The organism is Cytobacillus sp. FSL K6-0129, assembly GCF_038007625.1.
Taxonomy (GTDB): domain Bacteria; phylum Bacillota; class Bacilli; order Bacillales; family Cytobacillaceae; genus Cytobacillus; species Cytobacillus kochii.
In genome coordinates, this window is sequence record NZ_JBBOXM010000001.1 from 4,570,237 (window position 1) to 4,587,838 (window position 17,602).

Annotated in this window: 13 protein-coding genes and 1 pseudogene; 8 read left to right on the forward strand and 6 right to left on the reverse strand. The window is 35.5% G+C overall.

Features of this window, described 5'->3' with window-relative positions; genetic code table 11:
* The 3 genes from MHI57_RS23070 to MHI57_RS23080 all read left to right on the forward strand — a co-directional run bounded on the left by MHI57_RS23070 (nt 1) and on the right by MHI57_RS23080 (nt 5,743).
* The gene (locus MHI57_RS23070) at nt 1–3,090 is read left to right on the forward strand and encodes an efflux RND transporter permease subunit (protein WP_307318288.1); all 3,090 of its coding nucleotides are present in this window, start codon (nt 1–3) and stop codon (nt 3,088–3,090) included.
* Nucleotides 3,091–3,286: 196 nt separating this feature from the next.
* A complete protein-coding gene (proC, locus tag MHI57_RS23075; RefSeq protein ID WP_307318289.1) occupies nt 3,287–4,087 on the forward strand; it encodes a pyrroline-5-carboxylate reductase in 801 nt (266 codons plus the stop codon).
* 264 nt (nt 4,088–4,351) lie between these two features.
* Nucleotides 4,352–5,743, forward strand: a complete 1,392-nt coding sequence (locus tag MHI57_RS23080; protein ID WP_307318291.1) for an L-cystine transporter — start codon at nt 4,352–4,354, stop codon at nt 5,741–5,743.
* Between the two features lie 128 nt (nt 5,744–5,871).
* Here the strand turns inward: MHI57_RS23080 and MHI57_RS23085 are convergent, their stop codons facing one another.
* The 3 genes from MHI57_RS23085 to MHI57_RS23095 form a co-directional block, all read right to left on the reverse strand.
* Complete coding sequence (locus tag MHI57_RS23085) at nt 5,872–7,167, reverse strand: NCS2 family permease (RefSeq protein WP_095369965.1); 1,296 nt, start codon at nt 7,165–7,167, stop codon at nt 5,872–5,874.
* 186 nt (nt 7,168–7,353) lie between these two features.
* Nucleotides 7,354–8,352: an inorganic phosphate transporter gene (locus MHI57_RS23090; protein ID WP_095369964.1), complete on the reverse strand. Its 999-nt coding sequence runs from the start codon at nt 8,350–8,352 to the stop codon at nt 7,354–7,356.
* A 13-nt stretch (nt 8,353–8,365) separates the two neighbouring features.
* Nucleotides 8,366–8,983 (reverse strand): DUF47 domain-containing protein, encoded by a 618-nt coding sequence (locus MHI57_RS23095; RefSeq protein WP_095369963.1) that lies wholly within the window; start codon nt 8,981–8,983, stop codon nt 8,366–8,368.
* 452 nt (nt 8,984–9,435) lie between these two features.
* Between MHI57_RS23095 and MHI57_RS23100 the strand changes: the two genes are divergently transcribed.
* The 3 genes and pseudogenes from MHI57_RS23100 to MHI57_RS23110 all read left to right on the forward strand — a co-directional run bounded on the left by MHI57_RS23100 (nt 9,436) and on the right by MHI57_RS23110 (nt 12,897).
* The gene (locus MHI57_RS23100) at nt 9,436–11,712 is read left to right on the forward strand and encodes a HelD family protein (RefSeq protein ID WP_095369962.1); all 2,277 of its coding nucleotides are present in this window, start codon (nt 9,436–9,438) and stop codon (nt 11,710–11,712) included.
* A 35-nt stretch (nt 11,713–11,747) separates the two neighbouring features.
* Nucleotides 11,748–12,525, forward strand: a pseudogene (locus MHI57_RS23105) (aldo/keto reductase).
* 111 nt (nt 12,526–12,636) lie between these two features.
* Nucleotides 12,637–12,897, forward strand: coding sequence for a GlsB/YeaQ/YmgE family stress response membrane protein (locus tag MHI57_RS23110; RefSeq protein ID WP_095369960.1), 261 nt, complete (start codon nt 12,637–12,639; stop codon nt 12,895–12,897).
* Nucleotides 12,898–13,093: 196 nt separating this feature from the next.
* On the opposite strand, the gene MHI57_RS23115 is transcribed toward MHI57_RS23110, so the two are convergent.
* The gene (locus MHI57_RS23115) at nt 13,094–14,005 is read right to left on the reverse strand and encodes an RluA family pseudouridine synthase (protein ID WP_095369959.1); all 912 of its coding nucleotides are present in this window, start codon (nt 14,003–14,005) and stop codon (nt 13,094–13,096) included.
* A gap of 212 nt (nt 14,006–14,217) precedes the next feature.
* Here MHI57_RS23115 and MHI57_RS23120 point away from each other — a divergent pair, with 212 nt between their 5' ends.
* Nucleotides 14,218–14,589: a DUF5365 family protein gene (locus tag MHI57_RS23120; protein WP_095369958.1), complete on the forward strand. Its 372-nt coding sequence runs from the start codon at nt 14,218–14,220 to the stop codon at nt 14,587–14,589.
* Between the two features lie 79 nt (nt 14,590–14,668).
* Here MHI57_RS23120 and MHI57_RS23125 read toward each other — a convergent pair whose 3' ends face one another.
* Nucleotides 14,669–15,142, reverse strand: coding sequence for a thioredoxin family protein (locus MHI57_RS23125; RefSeq protein ID WP_095369957.1), 474 nt, complete (start codon nt 15,140–15,142; stop codon nt 14,669–14,671).
* A complete protein-coding gene (locus MHI57_RS23130) occupies nt 15,139–15,585 on the reverse strand; it encodes a disulfide oxidoreductase (protein ID WP_095369956.1) in 447 nt (148 codons plus the stop codon). The genes MHI57_RS23125 and MHI57_RS23130 overlap by 4 nt, the downstream gene beginning before the upstream one ends.
* 272 nt (nt 15,586–15,857) lie before the next feature.
* Here MHI57_RS23130 and MHI57_RS23135 point away from each other — a divergent pair, with 272 nt between their 5' ends.
* A complete protein-coding gene (locus tag MHI57_RS23135; RefSeq protein WP_095369955.1) occupies nt 15,858–17,402 on the forward strand; it encodes a bifunctional GNAT family N-acetyltransferase/carbon-nitrogen hydrolase family protein in 1,545 nt (514 codons plus the stop codon).
* Nucleotides 17,403–17,602: the final 200 nt, after the last annotated feature.

A 17,602-nucleotide genomic window follows, 5' to 3' on the forward strand; every position in this document is an offset into this window, starting at 1 on the left:
GTGAAGGGCATAGTCAATTTCGTTTTAAAGAATAAGCTCGCTGTGTGGTTATTAACCATAATTATTACAGTTTCAGGTGTTTACTCAACTACACAGATGAAAACTGAAACAATCCCGGATATCTCTATTCCATTTTTAATGGTAAATGGTGTTTATCCTGGTGCCACACCTGAGCAAGTGATGGAAGAGGTTTCAGTGCCAATTGAACAGGCAGTTGAAGGGCTAGATGATGTCAATGCTGTTTATTCTAATTCAAGTGCGAATGTAGGAAGTATTCAAGTAGAATATAAATATGGCGTTGATATGGATGATAAAAAGGTTGAACTAGAAAGAGCGATTGCTAATCTAAATCTTCCTGAAGATGTGGAAGAGCCGACTGTGACATCTATCAGCATGAATATGATGCCAGTAGTTGCACTTTCAATTAGTAGTACAGAAGAAGATATAGTTGGACTGACTGAATTAGTTGAAGATGTGATCTTGCCTGATATTGAAAAGATTGAAGGAGTAGCATCTGCAACAATGACTGGTCAACATATTGAACAAGTTGAATTTACTTGGGATGAAGAAGAGCTAGCCAAGTTTGAATTGAATCAAGATGATGTAAAAGAACTGATTCAAGCAAGTGATATGGCATTATCTTTAGGGCTATTTGATTTTGAAGAAGCTGAAGAAGCTGTTTCGGTAGATGGGAAAGTAACAACTGTTGATGAGTTGAAAGAAATGATGATCCCAGTAACGCCAACTGCCGACCACCCACAACCGTTTGTTGAGCTAAGTGAACTTGCTCAAATTGAACAAGTAGGTAAAGTAGAGTCTGTTTCTCGTACAAATGGAGAAAATGCGATTGCGATCCAAATTGTAAAAGGACAACAGGATAACACAGTAGATGTAGTTAATCGTGTAAAAGACTATGTTGAAGAAGAAACAGAAAAGTATGATGGCCTTGCCATTGATATTTCTTTAGACCAGGGTGAACCGATTGAAAAGTCTGTTAGCACAATGGTCGAAAAAGCACTTTTTGGTGGTTTAATTGCTGTATTAATTATTCTACTCTTTTTAAGAGACTTTAAGTCAACGATTATATCCATTGTTTCCATTCCGGTGTCGATTTTTATGGCATTTTTAGTCCTTAATTGGTTGGATATTACGTTAAATATTATGACTCTTGGAGCGGTTACAGTAGCAATTGGTCGTGTAATCGATGACTCGATTGTTGTTGTTGAAAATATTTATCGTCGCTTACATTTGAAAGAGGAAAAATTAAATGGTCGTGCTTTAGTAAGGGAAGCGACTATTGAAATGTTTAAGCCGATTCTTTCATCTACATTAGTAACTGTGGCCGTTTTTGCGCCGTTAATTTTCGTAGGTGGAATGGTTGGTGAGCTATTTGTTCCGTTTGCTTTAACGATGACATTTGCATTGGGTGCTTCATTAATTGTTGCGATTACAATTGTCCCAGCCCTATCTCATTTCTTATTCAAGAAAAAACTTTACGGTAAGAAAGAGGAGAGCAATCATAAAGAAGTAGGTAAACTTGCTTTATGGTATAAAGGCATTCTAAGTAAAGCGTTAAACCATAAAATTATTACGTCAGCTATCGCTATTCTTTTATTAGCTGGATCATTAGCATTGACTCCATTAATCGGTTTTAGCTTCCTTGGAAGTGAAGAAGAGAAGGTAATGTATTTAACATATACACCTGAAACCGGCGAAAAGATGGATATAACAGAAGAGAATATTTCTGAAGTAGAAGAAGAGTTATTAAAACGCGATGATATTGATATACTACAATTGTCCATTAATGACCCAGACAATGTAGATCCTGCTGCTATGATGATGGGTGGGGGCGCTAGTGGGGCTCTTATGTATCTAATTTTTGATCCAGATATGAAGAACTTCCCAGAGGTAAGAGAAGAAATTGAAGAATATGTATTTAATATAGAACAATCTGGTGAGTGGAAATCTCAGGACTTTTCTTCAATGGGTGCGAATACTAGTGAAGTAAGCTATACATTGTATAGTGAGAATTTAGATAAACTAAATGATGCCGTGACACAAGTGGAAGATGTCATGCATGATACTGATAACTTAGATGATATTTCATCTACGGCAGAAGACGCTTATGTAGAACATATCTTAAAAGTTGAGCAAGCAGATGTCATGCAGTATGGCTTAACGACAGGTCAAATCGTTATGGCGTTAAACGATAAAGGTAATAGTGAAGTGCTGACAACTGTTCAAAGTGATGGTAATGAAATAGATGTCATTATTCAAACCGAAGCTGCTGAGCCTGCGAAATCAATTGATGAGTTATTAGATACAGAGGTTCCGACTGCGACAGGCCAAGAAATGCCATTATCTGAGCTTGTTAATGTAGAAGAAGGAACAACATTAAATACATTGTCTCGTAGTAAAGGTGAGTACTATGCAACAGTTTCTGCAACAGTAACTTCAGATAATTTATCCAAAGTTACGAGTGAGCTGGATAAAGGTATCGATGATTTAGACTTGGCACAAGGGGTAACTCTTGATGTTGCTGGTGTAACTGCAGATATGAATGAAACGTTTACGCAATTAGGTTTAGCAATGCTTGCCGCTATTGCGATTGTATATTTCATCTTAGTTGTTACATTTGGTGAGGGTGTTGCACCGTTTGCCATTCTGTTCTCACTACCGTTTGCAGTAATTGGCTCATTTGTCGGATTATACATTGCAGGGGAAACAATCTCTGTTACGGTTATGATGGGTCTACTCATGTTAATCGGTATCGTTGTTACGAACGCTATTGTATTGGTTGACCGGATTATTCATATGGAAAGAAACGGTATGACGATGAGAGACGCTATTCTAGAAGCGGGTGCCACTCGTCTTCGTCCGATACTAATGACAGCTATTGCTACAATGGGTGCGCTGGTTCCATTATTATTTGGTTCAGGCGGTGGAGGCTTAATCTCTAAAGGATTAGGTATCACAGTTATCGGGGGTCTTGCAAGTTCGACCTTATTAACTCTAGTTGTTGTTCCTATTGTGTATGAAGTATTATCAAAAATGTTTAAAAAGAATCGAAAAGATGTTCAAGATAATTAATTAAAAAATAACCCAAAGCATTGATGCTTTGGGTTATTTTTTTTGATGAAGTTCATCTAATGAATAAGGTAAGCTTGTAGCAAATATAGTATCATTTGTTCTACGTTTGTCTTAAAGAAGTAGATTAAACACTTTTTTGAATACAGCTGTGTTCATGTTAAAATGAACCAGAGCATGGAAAAGGTGAGTGATAATAATGGAAAAAAAGATAGGGTTTATCGGTTGTGGAAAAATGGCACAAGCGATTATTGGAGGTATATTAAAAAACGGTTTAGTCAGTCATCATGAAATTATTTCAAGTGCAAGAACGAAAGAAACACTACATAAGGTAGAAGCAAAGTATGCGATTCATACAACCCACTCCAATAAAGAAGTGGCAAGAAACGCCGAAGTGATCTTTTTAGCGGTTCCTCCTAAGGATCATAAGGAAGTAATTGATGAAATAAAAGAAGTAGTAAATGAACATAGCATTATCGTAACAATTGCTGCTGGCATTACTCTAAATGATATCGAAGAGTACTTTGAGCGAAATGTAATGGCAGTACGTACAATGCCAAATACACCTTCACTGGTTGGTGAGGGAATGAGTGTGCTAAGTAGCAACCAGTATATTAATGAAGAGAAATTAAATAAAGTAATACGCATCTTTTCTGCTATCGGGAAAGTGGAAGTAGTTGACGAGTCATTAATGGACGGCATTCCAGCAATTAGCGGTTCTTCTCCTGCATATGTGTTTTTATTTATAGAAGCACTGGCCGATGGAGCAGTAAAGGACGGTATACCAAGAGACACTGCTTATAAGCTAGGTGCTCAGGCAGTATTAGGTGCAGCAAAGATGGTGCTTGAATCTGGTAAACATCCTGGAGTGTTAAAAGATGAGGTTTGTACCCCTGGAGGTGCGACTATTGATGCGGTCAGCAAGTTAGAAGAAACAGGATTTCGTTCATCTGTTCTCACTGCTATGAAAGCTTGCAGCGAGAAGGTAAGAAGCTTATAAGTAATAAGAGTTTTGATTTTAGCTGTAGCATCGTTAGCTTATTTTAAGCGATGCTGCAGCTTTTTGCCTTTCAAAGGGGAATAAAAAAATATGTAAACAGTTGAAAATGTTAAATAAGAGAAGGCCAATAGATAGATTGGTATATATTCATGAAAAAAGCATATACCATAAAGGATAATTAAATCTGAATTCATACTTGACGTATAGGAATAATCGTATTATCATATGAAATTGTGCAAAAGTAAGATATTAGGAGGGGTAATGATGGATAATGTATGGTTTATTATTAACTTAGCATTAATGATTGGTTTTATTAGTTTATTATTTATTATGCAACGTAAACATATTTCATTTTCTAAAAGAGTCTTTACGGCATTGGGAATAGGTATATTGTTTGGTTTAGCATTGCAACTGATTTATGGACCAACTTCAGAAGTATTGGCAAGGTCAACAGATTGGTTTCAACTAGTTGGTGGGGGTTATGTTAAATTCTTACAAATGATTGTTATGCCACTTGTGTTTATTTCCATTTTAGGAGCGTTTACAAGATTGAGCCTCTCAAGTAATATTGGTAAAATTAGTGTATTAATTATCGGAATACTACTTGGGACTACAGCTTTGGCTGCTATTGTAGGTATTGGTTCGGCGACTGTCTTTAATTTAGAAGCCATCCAAATTGAAGAGGGAGATGCAGAAATCAGTAGAGGGACACAAATGGAAGAAACATCTCAATCACTAGCAGCTCAAACATTGCCTCAACAAATTTTAGAGTTACTTCCTGCAAACCCTTTTCTTGACTTAACAGGAGCGAGAGCGACTTCAACGATATCGGTCGTTATATTTGCAGCAATCTTAGGTATTGCCTACTTGGGCGTAAGAAGAAAAACACCTGAGCAAGCAGAGGTATTTGCAAAAATTGTCGATGCCTTTTATAGCATTATTATGCGTGTGGTTACACTAATCCTTAGATTAACTCCTTATGGCGTGCTAGCTATTATGACAAAGACAGTTGCATTAAGTGATTTCTCTGCAATCTATAATTTAGGAAAATTTGTCATTGCTTCATATGTAGCGTTAGCGGTTATGATGCTAATTCATTTGTTATTATTACTATTTGTCGGATTAAGTCCACTACAATACTTAAGAAAAGCTTTTCCAGTGCTTGCGTTTGCCTTTACGTCAAGAACAAGTGCTGGGGCATTACCTTTAAATATTAAGACGCAAAAATCATTAGGGGTGTCAGATGGAATAGCCAATTTCGCTGGCTCATTTGGTCTCTCGATTGGACAAAATGGTTGTGCGGGTATTTATCCGGCTATGTTAGCTGTTATGATTGCACCTACGGTCGGGATTAATCCATTACAACCAAGTTTTCTACTTTCTGTTATCGTTATAGTTGTTATCAGCTCATTTGGCGTTGCGGGAGTAGGTGGAGGAGCTACTTTTGCAGCCATTCTCGTCCTTTCAGCTTTAGATTTACCTATCGCGCTTGCGGGCTTATTGATTTCAATTGAACCGTTAATTGATATGGGAAGAACAGCGGTAAATGTAAGTGGTTCTATGACTTCGGGTATATTAACGAGTAAAATTACGAAAGATATCGACCAAGAAGTTTATAATAACCCACATAATAAAATTGAAGAGGTAGAAGTCTAACTCATTCAATCCTATATTGGTAAAAAAGAAAATCCGAACACTCATCAATCAGATGCTTAAATTGCTTTAGCATTTGGTGAGGTGTTCGGATTTTTTATTTAGCTAATATATGTTTTAATCATTCAACTTTAATGTGGTAAAAAGAGCAATTGAATGAGAAATAATACAGCGAAAATATAAACGAGTGGATGAACTTGTTTACCTTTGCCTTTAAATATTTTTAAGATTGGATGTGTTATAAACCCGAGTGCAATACCTGTAGCAATACTAGAAGTGAGCGGCATCGTCAAAATAATTAAAAAGGCTGGGAAAGCTTCATCAAACTCACCCCATTTAACTTTAACTAAGCTTCCCATCATTAAGCTACCAACAATTATGAGTGCAGGCGAAGTAATGGCAGCAATGCCTGAAACCGCACTGACAAGTGGACTAAAGAATGCAGCAACGATAAAAAGGATACCTACTGTCAAAGAAGTTAGTCCGGTTCGTCCACCGGCGGCAACTCCACTAGAAGATTCAATGAAAGCAGTTGTAGGGCTTGTTCCGAACATAGAACCGACAGATGTGGCTAATGAATCAGATAATAAAGCCTGTCTTGCACGTGGCAATTTATTCCCCTTCATTAAACCAGCTTGTTGGGCAACACCAATCATTGTTCCGGTTGTATCAAATATTGTTACTAATAAAAACGAGAAAACAACCGCATAAAGGCCATGAGTGATGACGTCCCCAATAGCTGAAATGGGGTTGAATACTAAAATGCCTTCTGGAAGCGAAGGTAAAGATGTAAGCCCGTCACTAAACTGTAGTTGCCCAGTAAAGAACGCGATTAAGCCTGTTATAATCATGCCGAAAAACAGTGCTCCAGATACATTTAGTGCGATTAAAATGAGTGTGATGACTAAACCAACTAGCGTTAATATTGCCGAAGTTGCTGTTAAATCCCCTAGAGCAACAAGATTGCTAGGATCACTTGTAATAATGCCGGACATTCGCAGTCCAACAAATGCAATAAATAAACCAATACCAGCTGAAATTCCAGCTTTTAAGTTTTCGGGAATGGCTTCAATTAATTTTTCACGAAAAGCAGTTAAAGATAAAATCACAAAGATTAGTCCGGCTACGAAGACGGCAGCAAAAGCTGTTACATAATCTAAGCCCCCACCAACAACAGAATAGGCGAAATAAGCATTTAATCCCATACCGGGAGCAATAGCAATTGGATAATTAGCAAAAAGGGCCATCCAAAGTGTACCAACAACTGCTGCAATAATCGTTGCAGTAAAGACTTGATCAAATGGGACACCAGCGTCAGAAAGAATGACTGGGTTAACAACAACAATGTATGCCATTGTTAAAAAAGTTGTAAAACCGGCGAGTATTTCTGTTTTTGCTGTAGAATTGTTTTCTTTTAACTTAAACATTAGAATCCTCCAAGCTGTAAATACATGGTCGTGTGTAATAATACGAACGAAAAAAGGTCACATGGACTATAGTATTCGTTTTTATGAAGATTTTCAAGTTCTTTATAGTATTTGTTATATATGTGTTCTTATTAGAAGAAGACAAAAAATCCTTAAAGGATATAAACCCTTAAGGATTTGTTTGCATTATAAGAAAGAACTCAAAATCAAATAAGTTAATCCAGCTATTGTTGCTGAAATCGGCAAAGTAATAACCCAAGTAATTAACATACGTTGTGCTGTTCCCCATTTGACTCCTTTTACTCGATGGGCTGAGCCTACACCGAGGATAGATGAAGAAATAACATGAGTTGTACTAACTGGCATATGTAGTGCGGTTGCACCAAAGATGACCATTGCCCCCGTAATGTCTGCTGCTACTCCGTTAACAGGGCGAATCTTCATGATTTTACCGCCAACTGTTTTAATAATTTTCCAACCACCAACAGATGTACCCAGTCCCATCGCGATTGCACAAGATAATTGGACCCAAAAAGGAATGTCCGTTGAAGTTACATAGTTATTGGAGATTAACGCTAGTGTGATAATCCCCATCGCTTTTTGTGCATCATTTGTACCATGGGTATATGATTGCAATGCAGCGGTGAATATTTGTATCGTTCTAAAATTTCTATTTGTCTTTGTTAAATTATTATTTCTAAAAACAATTTTAAAAATGCTATAAATAATAAATCCGGCTGCAAAAGCAATCAGTGGTGAAAAAATGAGTGCCTGTATAATACCGATAAATCCACTATAGTTTAATGCAGAAAAGCCAGCTGACGCAATGGCAGCACCTGCGATTGAACCAATTAAAGCATGAGAGGATGAACTTGGTATGCCGAAATACCAAGTCAAAAGGTTCCAGAAAATCGCTGCTATAAGGGCAGATAGAATGACAATTGAGCCGTTTTGTAAGGTGAAAGGATCGACAATATCCTTCGTAATCGTTTTCGCAACACCTGTAAAAGTCATTGCACCTACAAAGTTCATTGTTGCAGCTAGTATAATAGCATGTCTAGGTTTCAAAGCTTTCGTTGACACTGAAGTTGCAATAGCATTCGCTGTATCGTGAAATCCGTTAATAAAGTCAAAGACTAAAGCAAAAATGACGATTAATACTGTGATAATTAAAATTGCATCCATTAGTTATTGCTCCTCACGCGTTTTTCATTATAATTGTTTCGAATGCGTTGGCAACTGTTTGGCAGCTGTCAGCAATTTCCTCTAGGTTTTCGTAAATTTCTTTCTTCTGAATGATGCGAATTGGATCTTTTTCAACAGAAAAAAGATGTTTAATAGATTGGCGTAATACGCCGTCGCATTTTGATTCTAGGTCTTTGATTTTAATTGCATGATCTCGTATTTTTAGCAACTTTTTAGAGGATAATAGCTCAACTGATTTTTCAATTTCTACTGCACTTTGTTGAATAGCTTCTACAAACTTTAACATATATTCATCAGCATTAATGATGGAGTACATTTCAAATAAATCTGCTGTTTGTTCAAAACCATCTAATACGTCATCCATTGCCATTGCAAGATGAAGAATATCTTCTCTTTCAATTGGTGTAATGAAGGCATTGTTTAATTCTTTAATTGTTTCATGAACAAGTGTGTCGCCTTTTGTTTCGTATTCTTTCATTTTTTCTGAGAAAATTTTTAAGTCACTAATGTTATTTAGCTTATAATCGGCGAAATACATAGCTCCTTCTTTTAAGTTGATTGCAATATCACTTAACAATTTATTGAATTTATCTTGTTTTTTAAAAACCATCATTAATACCCCCAGTAATTTTCGGAAAATAAACCCTTCAAACGTTATTATTTTAAACGAAAAATTTTATTGTATAAAGCGTAATTTTCGGGTCTAGAAGAAAAATGTCGAATTATGTTCAAATGTAATCTAATTGTAATGTTTCTTATTATTTAATTAAATACCTTTATATCCCTTGTTATTACTAACTTTCTAAGAGTATGAGTGAGTGGAATCCATACTATTTTTCATGAATTGGTTGTATTCGCCTTTACAAAAAATTAATAAAGTTTTTCTTTACTTTTACATTATTCCTTAACTTAATTAATATCTATTCATATTGGAATGTCTTAAAAGTACTGCGCATTTATTTGATTGTTATGCATTTTTCTGATAATATATATTTCTTCTCACTTACACAACGTCAGATTACTCTCCATCAGCGGCTAATTATTAAAATGGAGGTAAATGATATGACAACGGTACATCAACACCCCGATTACAATGAAGAAAACCAGCGCTTAGAATATACAAAAAGATATATGGAAGCTGTTATTAAAACAGCAGAGACATCGAAGGATAATTTTCAAGACAATATGAAAGCAGCCTTTAAAGACGTCGATTCCAGCTTAGGTTATTCGTCCTTATTAACGAATGCTCGCTTTTTTGATATGTCAAAAGAAGAGCTATCAAGTTTGAAAAAGTCCCGTCTCAAACCTTATTTTGCAAGAATTGATTTTTCCAGAGATGATCAACCGGCGGAAGAAGTTATCTATATTGGGAAAACGTCTTTATACTCAAGAGAAAATCAGGATCAATTAATTGTCGATTGGCGTTCACCAATAGCAAATCTTTATTATGAAGGCAGACTAGGGGATGTTTCGTATGTCTCTAATGGAGAGAATTTTAACGGTGAGCTTTTATTAAAAAGACAATTTATGATGGAGCGAGGCCTCCTAACTGAGATTCGTGATATTGATTTGACAACAAATGATCAATTGTTACAAGAAACCCTAGCTGGAAGTGCAAGTAATCGCCTCACAGAAATCGTATCTACTATACAAGAGGAACAAAATAAAGTTATCAGAGCTGATTTGAATAAACCTATCATCGTTCAAGGCGGTGCGGGAAGTGGTAAAACGACGATTGCTCTACACCGAATTAGTTATTTTATCTTCCAATACAAAGAAAACTTTCAACCTGAGCAATTGATGATTATTGCTCCAAGTAATCTATTCCTTGATTATATTTCCGAAGCGCTACCTGAGCTTGGTGTTGAGAATATTAAGCAAAAAACGTACGAGGATTATGTAATAGGAGCGTTACAAAAGGAAAATATAAAATTGAAAAAAGATGATAAGTTAATTCAATTATTAGAGAAAAATCATCAAAAGGAAACAGTTCATGCGCTTCAAATATCAAAATTGAAGGGGTCTAAAGTTTTTCAAACAATACTGAATGAATATATGAAAGAAATATTTCTAACTTTTCATCCGCCTACTGATTTTTATGTTGATAAGTATCGATTATATAAAAGTGCAAGATTTGTGCAATTATTGGAAGAAGATTTTTATTATTTACCTTTGTATAAGAGAATAAATAAGTTACGTTCGATATTACAAAATGAAATAAAACATAAAAAAAAGAAAATGCTTGAGAAAATTGAAATGTTTTATGATGACAAAATTGAAAGAGCATTATATCAAGCGAAAGATCCCGTGAAGAGAAAAAAATATGTATCACAAGCCCTTGATAAGAAAGAAGCAAGGTTGAATGAAATGAAAACGGCAATAAAGACATCGGTAGCTACATATATGAAGCAATTTCCTAAAAAGAATATTTGGTCCTATTATAAAGATTTATTTCAAAATCCACAGCAATTAGTAAAACGCTCACATAATCAGTTAACACAAGTAGAAGCAGAAAATATTATACGGTATCAACAAGACTTGTTTAAGAGGCGAATGTATGAAAGAGAAGATTTAGCTTTATTATTGTATTTGCAGGTTCATTTGTTTGGAATTGAAAAAGAGTGGAAAGTAAAAAACATAGTCATCGATGAGGCGCAAGATTATACGTTCATGGAACTTCTTTCTCTTAAGAAAGCAGCTGATACCGATATGTTTACATTAGTGGGAGACTTAGCACAAGGTATTCACTCTTATAGAGGGCTTACATCTTGGGAAGACGTAAAGGCTGAGATTTTCCCTCGAGCCACTTATACAGAATTACAGAAGAGTTACCGGACTACTGTAGAAATTATGGAAGCAGCTAATCATATATTAAAAAAACTGCCGTATACCTTTCCTGAAGTAAAGCCTGTTGTTAGACATGGAGAGCATCCGCAGTTTATCCCATCCCCCGAAGGCAAGCACTATATAAATGTCTTAGAGGCTAAATTACTTAAAGTAAAAGAAGAAGGGTTTAAAACTTTTGCATTAATTGGGAAAACGATGAACGATTGTATGAAGCTTTATCAACAATTTGAAAAAACTGGCGATATGGTGGTTTATTTACTAGGAGAACATGGACAAATTCCTAAAGAATCAGTCGTCATTGTTCCGGCTTATTTAGCAAAAGGTTTAGAGTTTGACGTAGTATTTATCTTTTCGATTGATGAAGTATTTACCTCAAAAGCTCCTTTAGAAATACAGTTGTTATATGTGGCAATGACTCGACCGCTTCATCGTTTATATTTTTATGGAAATAAAAAAACAGACTTTTTACTTGAGGAGGATGAGGGATGGTAAAAATACCTAATGTAAAATTAGCAAATGGGGTCTTGATGCCCCAATTTGGTTTAGGAGTATATAAAGTAGAAGAAGGTAAGGAAGTGGAAAATGTCGTAAGGAATGCGATTCAACTAGGTTATCGCTTAATCGATACTGCCAGCTTCTATGATAATGAAGAAGGTGTAGGCAGAGCAATAGAACAAAGTGGCATACATAGAGAAGAGCTGTTTATTACGACAAAGGTTTGGAATGATGATCATGGATATGAGCAGACGATTGCAGCCTTTAAGAAAAGTTTGAAAAAATTACATTTATCTTATATTGATTTATATTTAATTCATTGGCCCATGCCAAAAAAGTATAAAGAATACGTGGCGAGCACTTGAGTATTTGTATGAAGAAGGGTTAGTAAAGGCAATAGGCGTTAGTAATTTTCACGAACATCACTTAGAAGAAATAAAAAAAGACGCAAATATAATGCCAATGGTAAATCAGGTTGAATTGCACCCGCAATTATCACAACAACCACTTCGTGAGTATTGCTGGAGTAATAACATTCAAGTGGAGGCGTGGGCGCCAATTGCAAGAGGTGAACTGTCTAAGGAGCCACAATTTGTTACCTTAAGTGAAAAATATAATAAAACAGTCTCGCAAATTATTCTGCGTTGGCATATACAAAATCAAGTAATTGTTATACCTAAAACAACGAAATTAAAGAGGCTAGAGGAAAATCAAGCTATATTTGATTTTGCTCTGTCTGACGAGGATATGAGTGTTATTGACGAATATAATAAAAATAAACGGATGGGTAAAAATCCTGACGATTTGTAATTGATATTTCCATATTAGGAAAAAAGTGAATGAATGATTTATTAAATGCTTTCACAACCTAAGTGTACATCTAATGAAGATGAAATAGATGTAATGAAGGAGTGAAGAGCATTGTTTAGCTTTTTATGGTCATTAATTATAGGTGGACTTATCGGTTGGGTAGCGAGTTTAATCGCAGGTAGAGATATCCCAGGAGGAGTTATAGGCAATATTATTGCTGGCTTCATCGGTGCTTGGTTAGGGACTCTTATTTTAGGAGACTGGGGGCCAGTAATCGCAGATTTTGCTATAATTCCAGCGATCATTGGTGCGATTGTGCTTGCCTTTGTCGTAAGTTTCATCATGAGGTCCATGAGGAAATCGACAGATTGAATAAGTAAAACGAACAATTTGAACTGTACTCCAATTGTTAGAAACATGAGCTAACAATTGGTGGTACAGTTTTTTTATGGCTATTTAAGGGGGCACTTTCACTTCAGAATTTGCTCGTTGTATTGTGTTGTGTTTTTATTATCGATTGTAAATAGATACATAAAGGAGCTTATAATTGACTTGTACTTTGTTTCCTTTATGGACATAATGAGCGGAAGTCTGCTGGTGCCGGACAAGTGATTTCCTGTTTTTCTTTTGTGAAGGGGTGCTGCCACTCGAGTTTATAAGCATGCAATGCTTGTCTTGTTAGCAGGTTCTTACCTCCATATAAATGATCACCAACGAGTGGATGTCCGATATGACTTAAATGGACACGAATTTGATGGGTTCTGCCTGTATCAAGTTGACAAGTAATGAGTGAAATATTTCTTTTGCTGTCATAAGCTTGGACGTCATAGGTCGTTTTGGCATATTGCCCTGTAGTTGAGACTCTCCGCTTATTGGAATGATGGCGATCCTTTCCGATGGGGAGTTCAATACTATCATGTTTATTTTTAAGTTGGCCATGGACGAGAGCCATATACGTGCGCTTGATAGTTCTTTGTGCAAGTTCTGTATCAAGGATAGCACCTGCTAAAGAATGTTTGGCAAATAGTATCACACCAGATGTCTCCTTATCTAATCGGTGAATATGTCGGATGTAAGTAGATTCACCCTGGAGTTGCATATAATATTTGGCTGCATCTAAAAGGGTATTTTTTTGGACTAAGGTGTGTGGGTGTGTTTCCATCCCAGCAGGTTTGTTAAAAATGATTAAATGATCATCCTCGTACCTAACATCTACATCTGTATAGAAACCATCATTCTCAAGATTTTCTACCTGATGATCCGTTAAAAGTTTGAATTGTAACCGATCTCCATGGATTAGTGGCTTTTCCCATATAATAGGGTTGTTATTCTTTTTTACGCATTGTTCCATGCGCATTTGATGAGTCAGCTTTTTAGGGGCGCCCCAAATCTCTCTAAACAATTGCGTTGCAGATTGTCCAGCCCATTTTTTTGGAATGGTTAATTCAAACCATTCTCCTTTTTTACTTACTGTTACCATTATTTACTTCCTTCCTTTTAAGCATTTCATATAGTGTTTATTCATATAGATGAAAGTGTATTTAACAAGGATTATTTAAGTTCTCTTTTAGAAAACGATAATTGCATCAATAGTATATAAAATCATGGTGATAATTACCACCGAGAGGCAAAAGTAGTTTATGCTATTCTATTGGTAATCATGAAGTATTAGTGAACAAAGGTGGGTTACTTGTGAAAGTAGTTTTTGCGGCAACAACAGAACAAGAGGAGCAAATTGAAGCATTGGTCGATAAAATGTTTCATCATGTTTTACCTCATTATTTTTCAGAAAAAGAATTACAGGCATTTGGTGACATGAATATTTTAAAGCCGACAGAGAAGTGTATGGAAACTTTAGGAGATGCTTACTCGGTATTGGCTAGTTTACAAACTTTAATGCACCTTCTTGAAGATGCAGGGTTGAAGAAAGAACATTGTGAGTTATTTAAAAGAAATACTGAGATTTTAAATCGTTTTGATATCTCTTTTCCATTTTCCTTTCATCATTTCCTTCCTGAACAAACGAAAGAGCCAATAAATATAGACCAAGCATACTTACAGTAAGAATCATTAAAGGGAAATACAAAAAAACGACCAAATGTTCAAAAATAAATTTGGTCGTTTTTTTAATTTTAATCCGTTTTTATTCTGTTACGTTTTCCTCAAACCAATCTTGAAATACAGCTTCCTCTTGGTATCCTGTAATACGAGCTACTTCTTTTCCATCTTCATAATGCACGATAGTTGGTGTTTCTGAAATACCAAAGTCATTCCAACCTTGATCGAATTCTAGTAAGTTGTATTGTAATAAGTCAACGCCTAAGTCATCAGATAAAGGAGCAACAATTGGAGTTGTTCTTTGGCAGTGAGGGCATGTCGGACTAAAAAAGTATACTGTAGCTTCGCCGCTTTCACTTAATTGACTTTCTAAATCCTCCGGTAACACAATATTGCTATAATTAGGATCATCTAACTGATCAATCGTTTCTTGCTCTAAATCAGTTGTTCCGTAAGGGTTGTCCCCTGAAACTTTTTGATCGTTCTGCATTTTTGTTAACAGTGCAACTCCACCAAAAAGAATAATAATGACTGCTAAGAATATGATAATTTTTTTCATTCGGTCTTCTCCCCCTTTGTTTTTTTCCATATCATGACACTACAAATAAAAATAATAATAAATGCAACCAATGCTAGAAATGGAATAGTGATAAAGCCCAACCAGTTAATATACTGTCCCGTACAAGGAACTCTGCCACATGCTGGCGCGCTTTCAGTTAAAAAAGAAAACTTTTGAATACCGTAATGGTAAATAGAGATGAGTCCTCCAATTCCAGATAAAATCATCGTATAAAAGCTGATTCGAAAGTCTTTTTTAACTACTGCTATGCCTAAAATGACAATTAGAGGATACATAAGAATTCTTTGGTACCAGCATAATTCACATGGCTCATACTGTCTAATTTCCGAAAAATATAAACTGCCGAAAACAGCAATGACTGAGGCAGCCCATGCTGTAAACAGTATACTTTCCCTAGCATCCTTCTTTTCTGTTGGTTTCATAACGTTCTCCCTTTTTTCATATTTATAGGCTTTATAGGCGAAATGAAAAATATGTATACTAACGTATTTTAACAAATTATACGTCTCTTTAACGTAAAAATAAACGATGCTTGAGAAAATTCTATAAAAAGTCATAAAATCAACACAAATCAAGCATAGTTATGTGTTGACAAATGAATCTATAGGGAGACCATTTGCCTAAGATTAGAAAAGGGAAAATAGGGGTATAAGAGTAACAAACGTTTGTTTCAATGAAAATAAGGGGAGTATTTATGAGAAAATTAGATTTAAGCAAATTTGAGAAAAAAATGATTATTAGAAATATGAAAGAAGAAGATATCGACAAAATTATTGCGCTACAAGAGGTATGTTTTCCAGGAATGGATCCATGGAAAAGAGATCACCTTGAAAGCCATTTAAATATATTTTCGGAAGGACAATTTGTAGCAGAGTATGATGGTGAAATCATTGGTTCTTGTTCCAGTTTAATTATTAATTTTGATGAATATGATGATCGCCATACATGGGCTGATGTCACTGATGACGGTTATATAACTAACCATAACGATGATGGCTACAATCTGTATGGTATTGAAGTAATGGTTCATCCTGAGTATCGTAGAATGAAGATTGGTCACCGTCTTTACGAGCAAAGAAAGGAGCTAGCTCGGGAGTTAAATCTAAAGAGTATTATTATTGGAGGGCGAATCCCTAATTATCATAAGCATGCAAAAGAGATGAGTCCGAGAGAATATGTTAATGAAGTATCACTTCATAAAATATATGACCCTGTATTATCGTTTCAATTATTAAATGGTTTTACACTGATGAGGATAAACCCTAATTACTTGCCAGATGATAGGCAATCCAATAAATACGCAACGTTAATGGAATGGAATAATGTTGATTATAAATCGACAACGAAAAGATTTTATAAAACAAGTTATCCAGTTAGAATTTGTGTCGTACAATATATGATGCGCCAAATTCAATCGTTTGAAGACTTCGCTAGTCAAGTCGAGTATTTCACAGATGTTGCGTCAGATGCAGAAGCGGACTTCGCAGTTTTTCCAGAGATATTTACGACGCAATTAATGTCATTTCTGGACGAGAAAGTACCGAGTCTTGCCATAAGGAAGCTTACTGAGTATACGGAAGAGTATATTCAATTATTCACTGATTTAGCTGTTAGGTATAACATAAATATTATAGGTGGATCTCATTTTGTAAAAGAGGATGAGGATAAAATTTATAATATAGCCTATTTATTTAGACGTGATGGTACGATTGAAAAGCAATATAAACTCCATATTACTCCTAATGAAAGAAAATGGTGGGGGATATCCCCAGGTGACGCTGTCCGCGTTTTTGATACAGATTGTGGAAAAATTGCGATTCAAATTTGTTATGATATTGAATTCCCTGAATTAGCTCGAATTGCGACTGATTTGGGAGCAAAAATTATATTCGTTCCTTTTTGTACCGAGGACAGAGAAGGTTATTTACGTGTTCGATACTGTGCACAAGCTCGGGCAATTGAAAATCAAATTTATACAGCAATATCAGGTACAGTAGGGAATTTACCACAAACAGAAAATATGGATATACAATATGCACAATCAGCGATTTTTTCACCTTCAGATTTCGAGTTTGCTAAGGATGGAATTGTCGGGGAGACGAATGCAAATATTGAAATGGTGCAAATTGGTGATGTAGACTTAGAGGTATTAAGAAGGAAAAGACAGGACGGTACAGTAAGACATTTGAAAGATAGAAGGCATGATATTTATCAAATTCAATATCGTAATCATAAATAAATTCTATAGATAGCTATCCTTGCACGAACAAATTTATTTGTTCGTGTTCTTTTTGGAAAATGATGAATGTGGACTCTTAGGGATATATCCTTTAAAGAAATTGAAACAGAAACTGCAGTAATTTATTGAAAATTTTATAAAAATCCACTATTTTTAATAAGAGAGAATAGCTTACAAAATGGATTATTTTAGTCGATAAT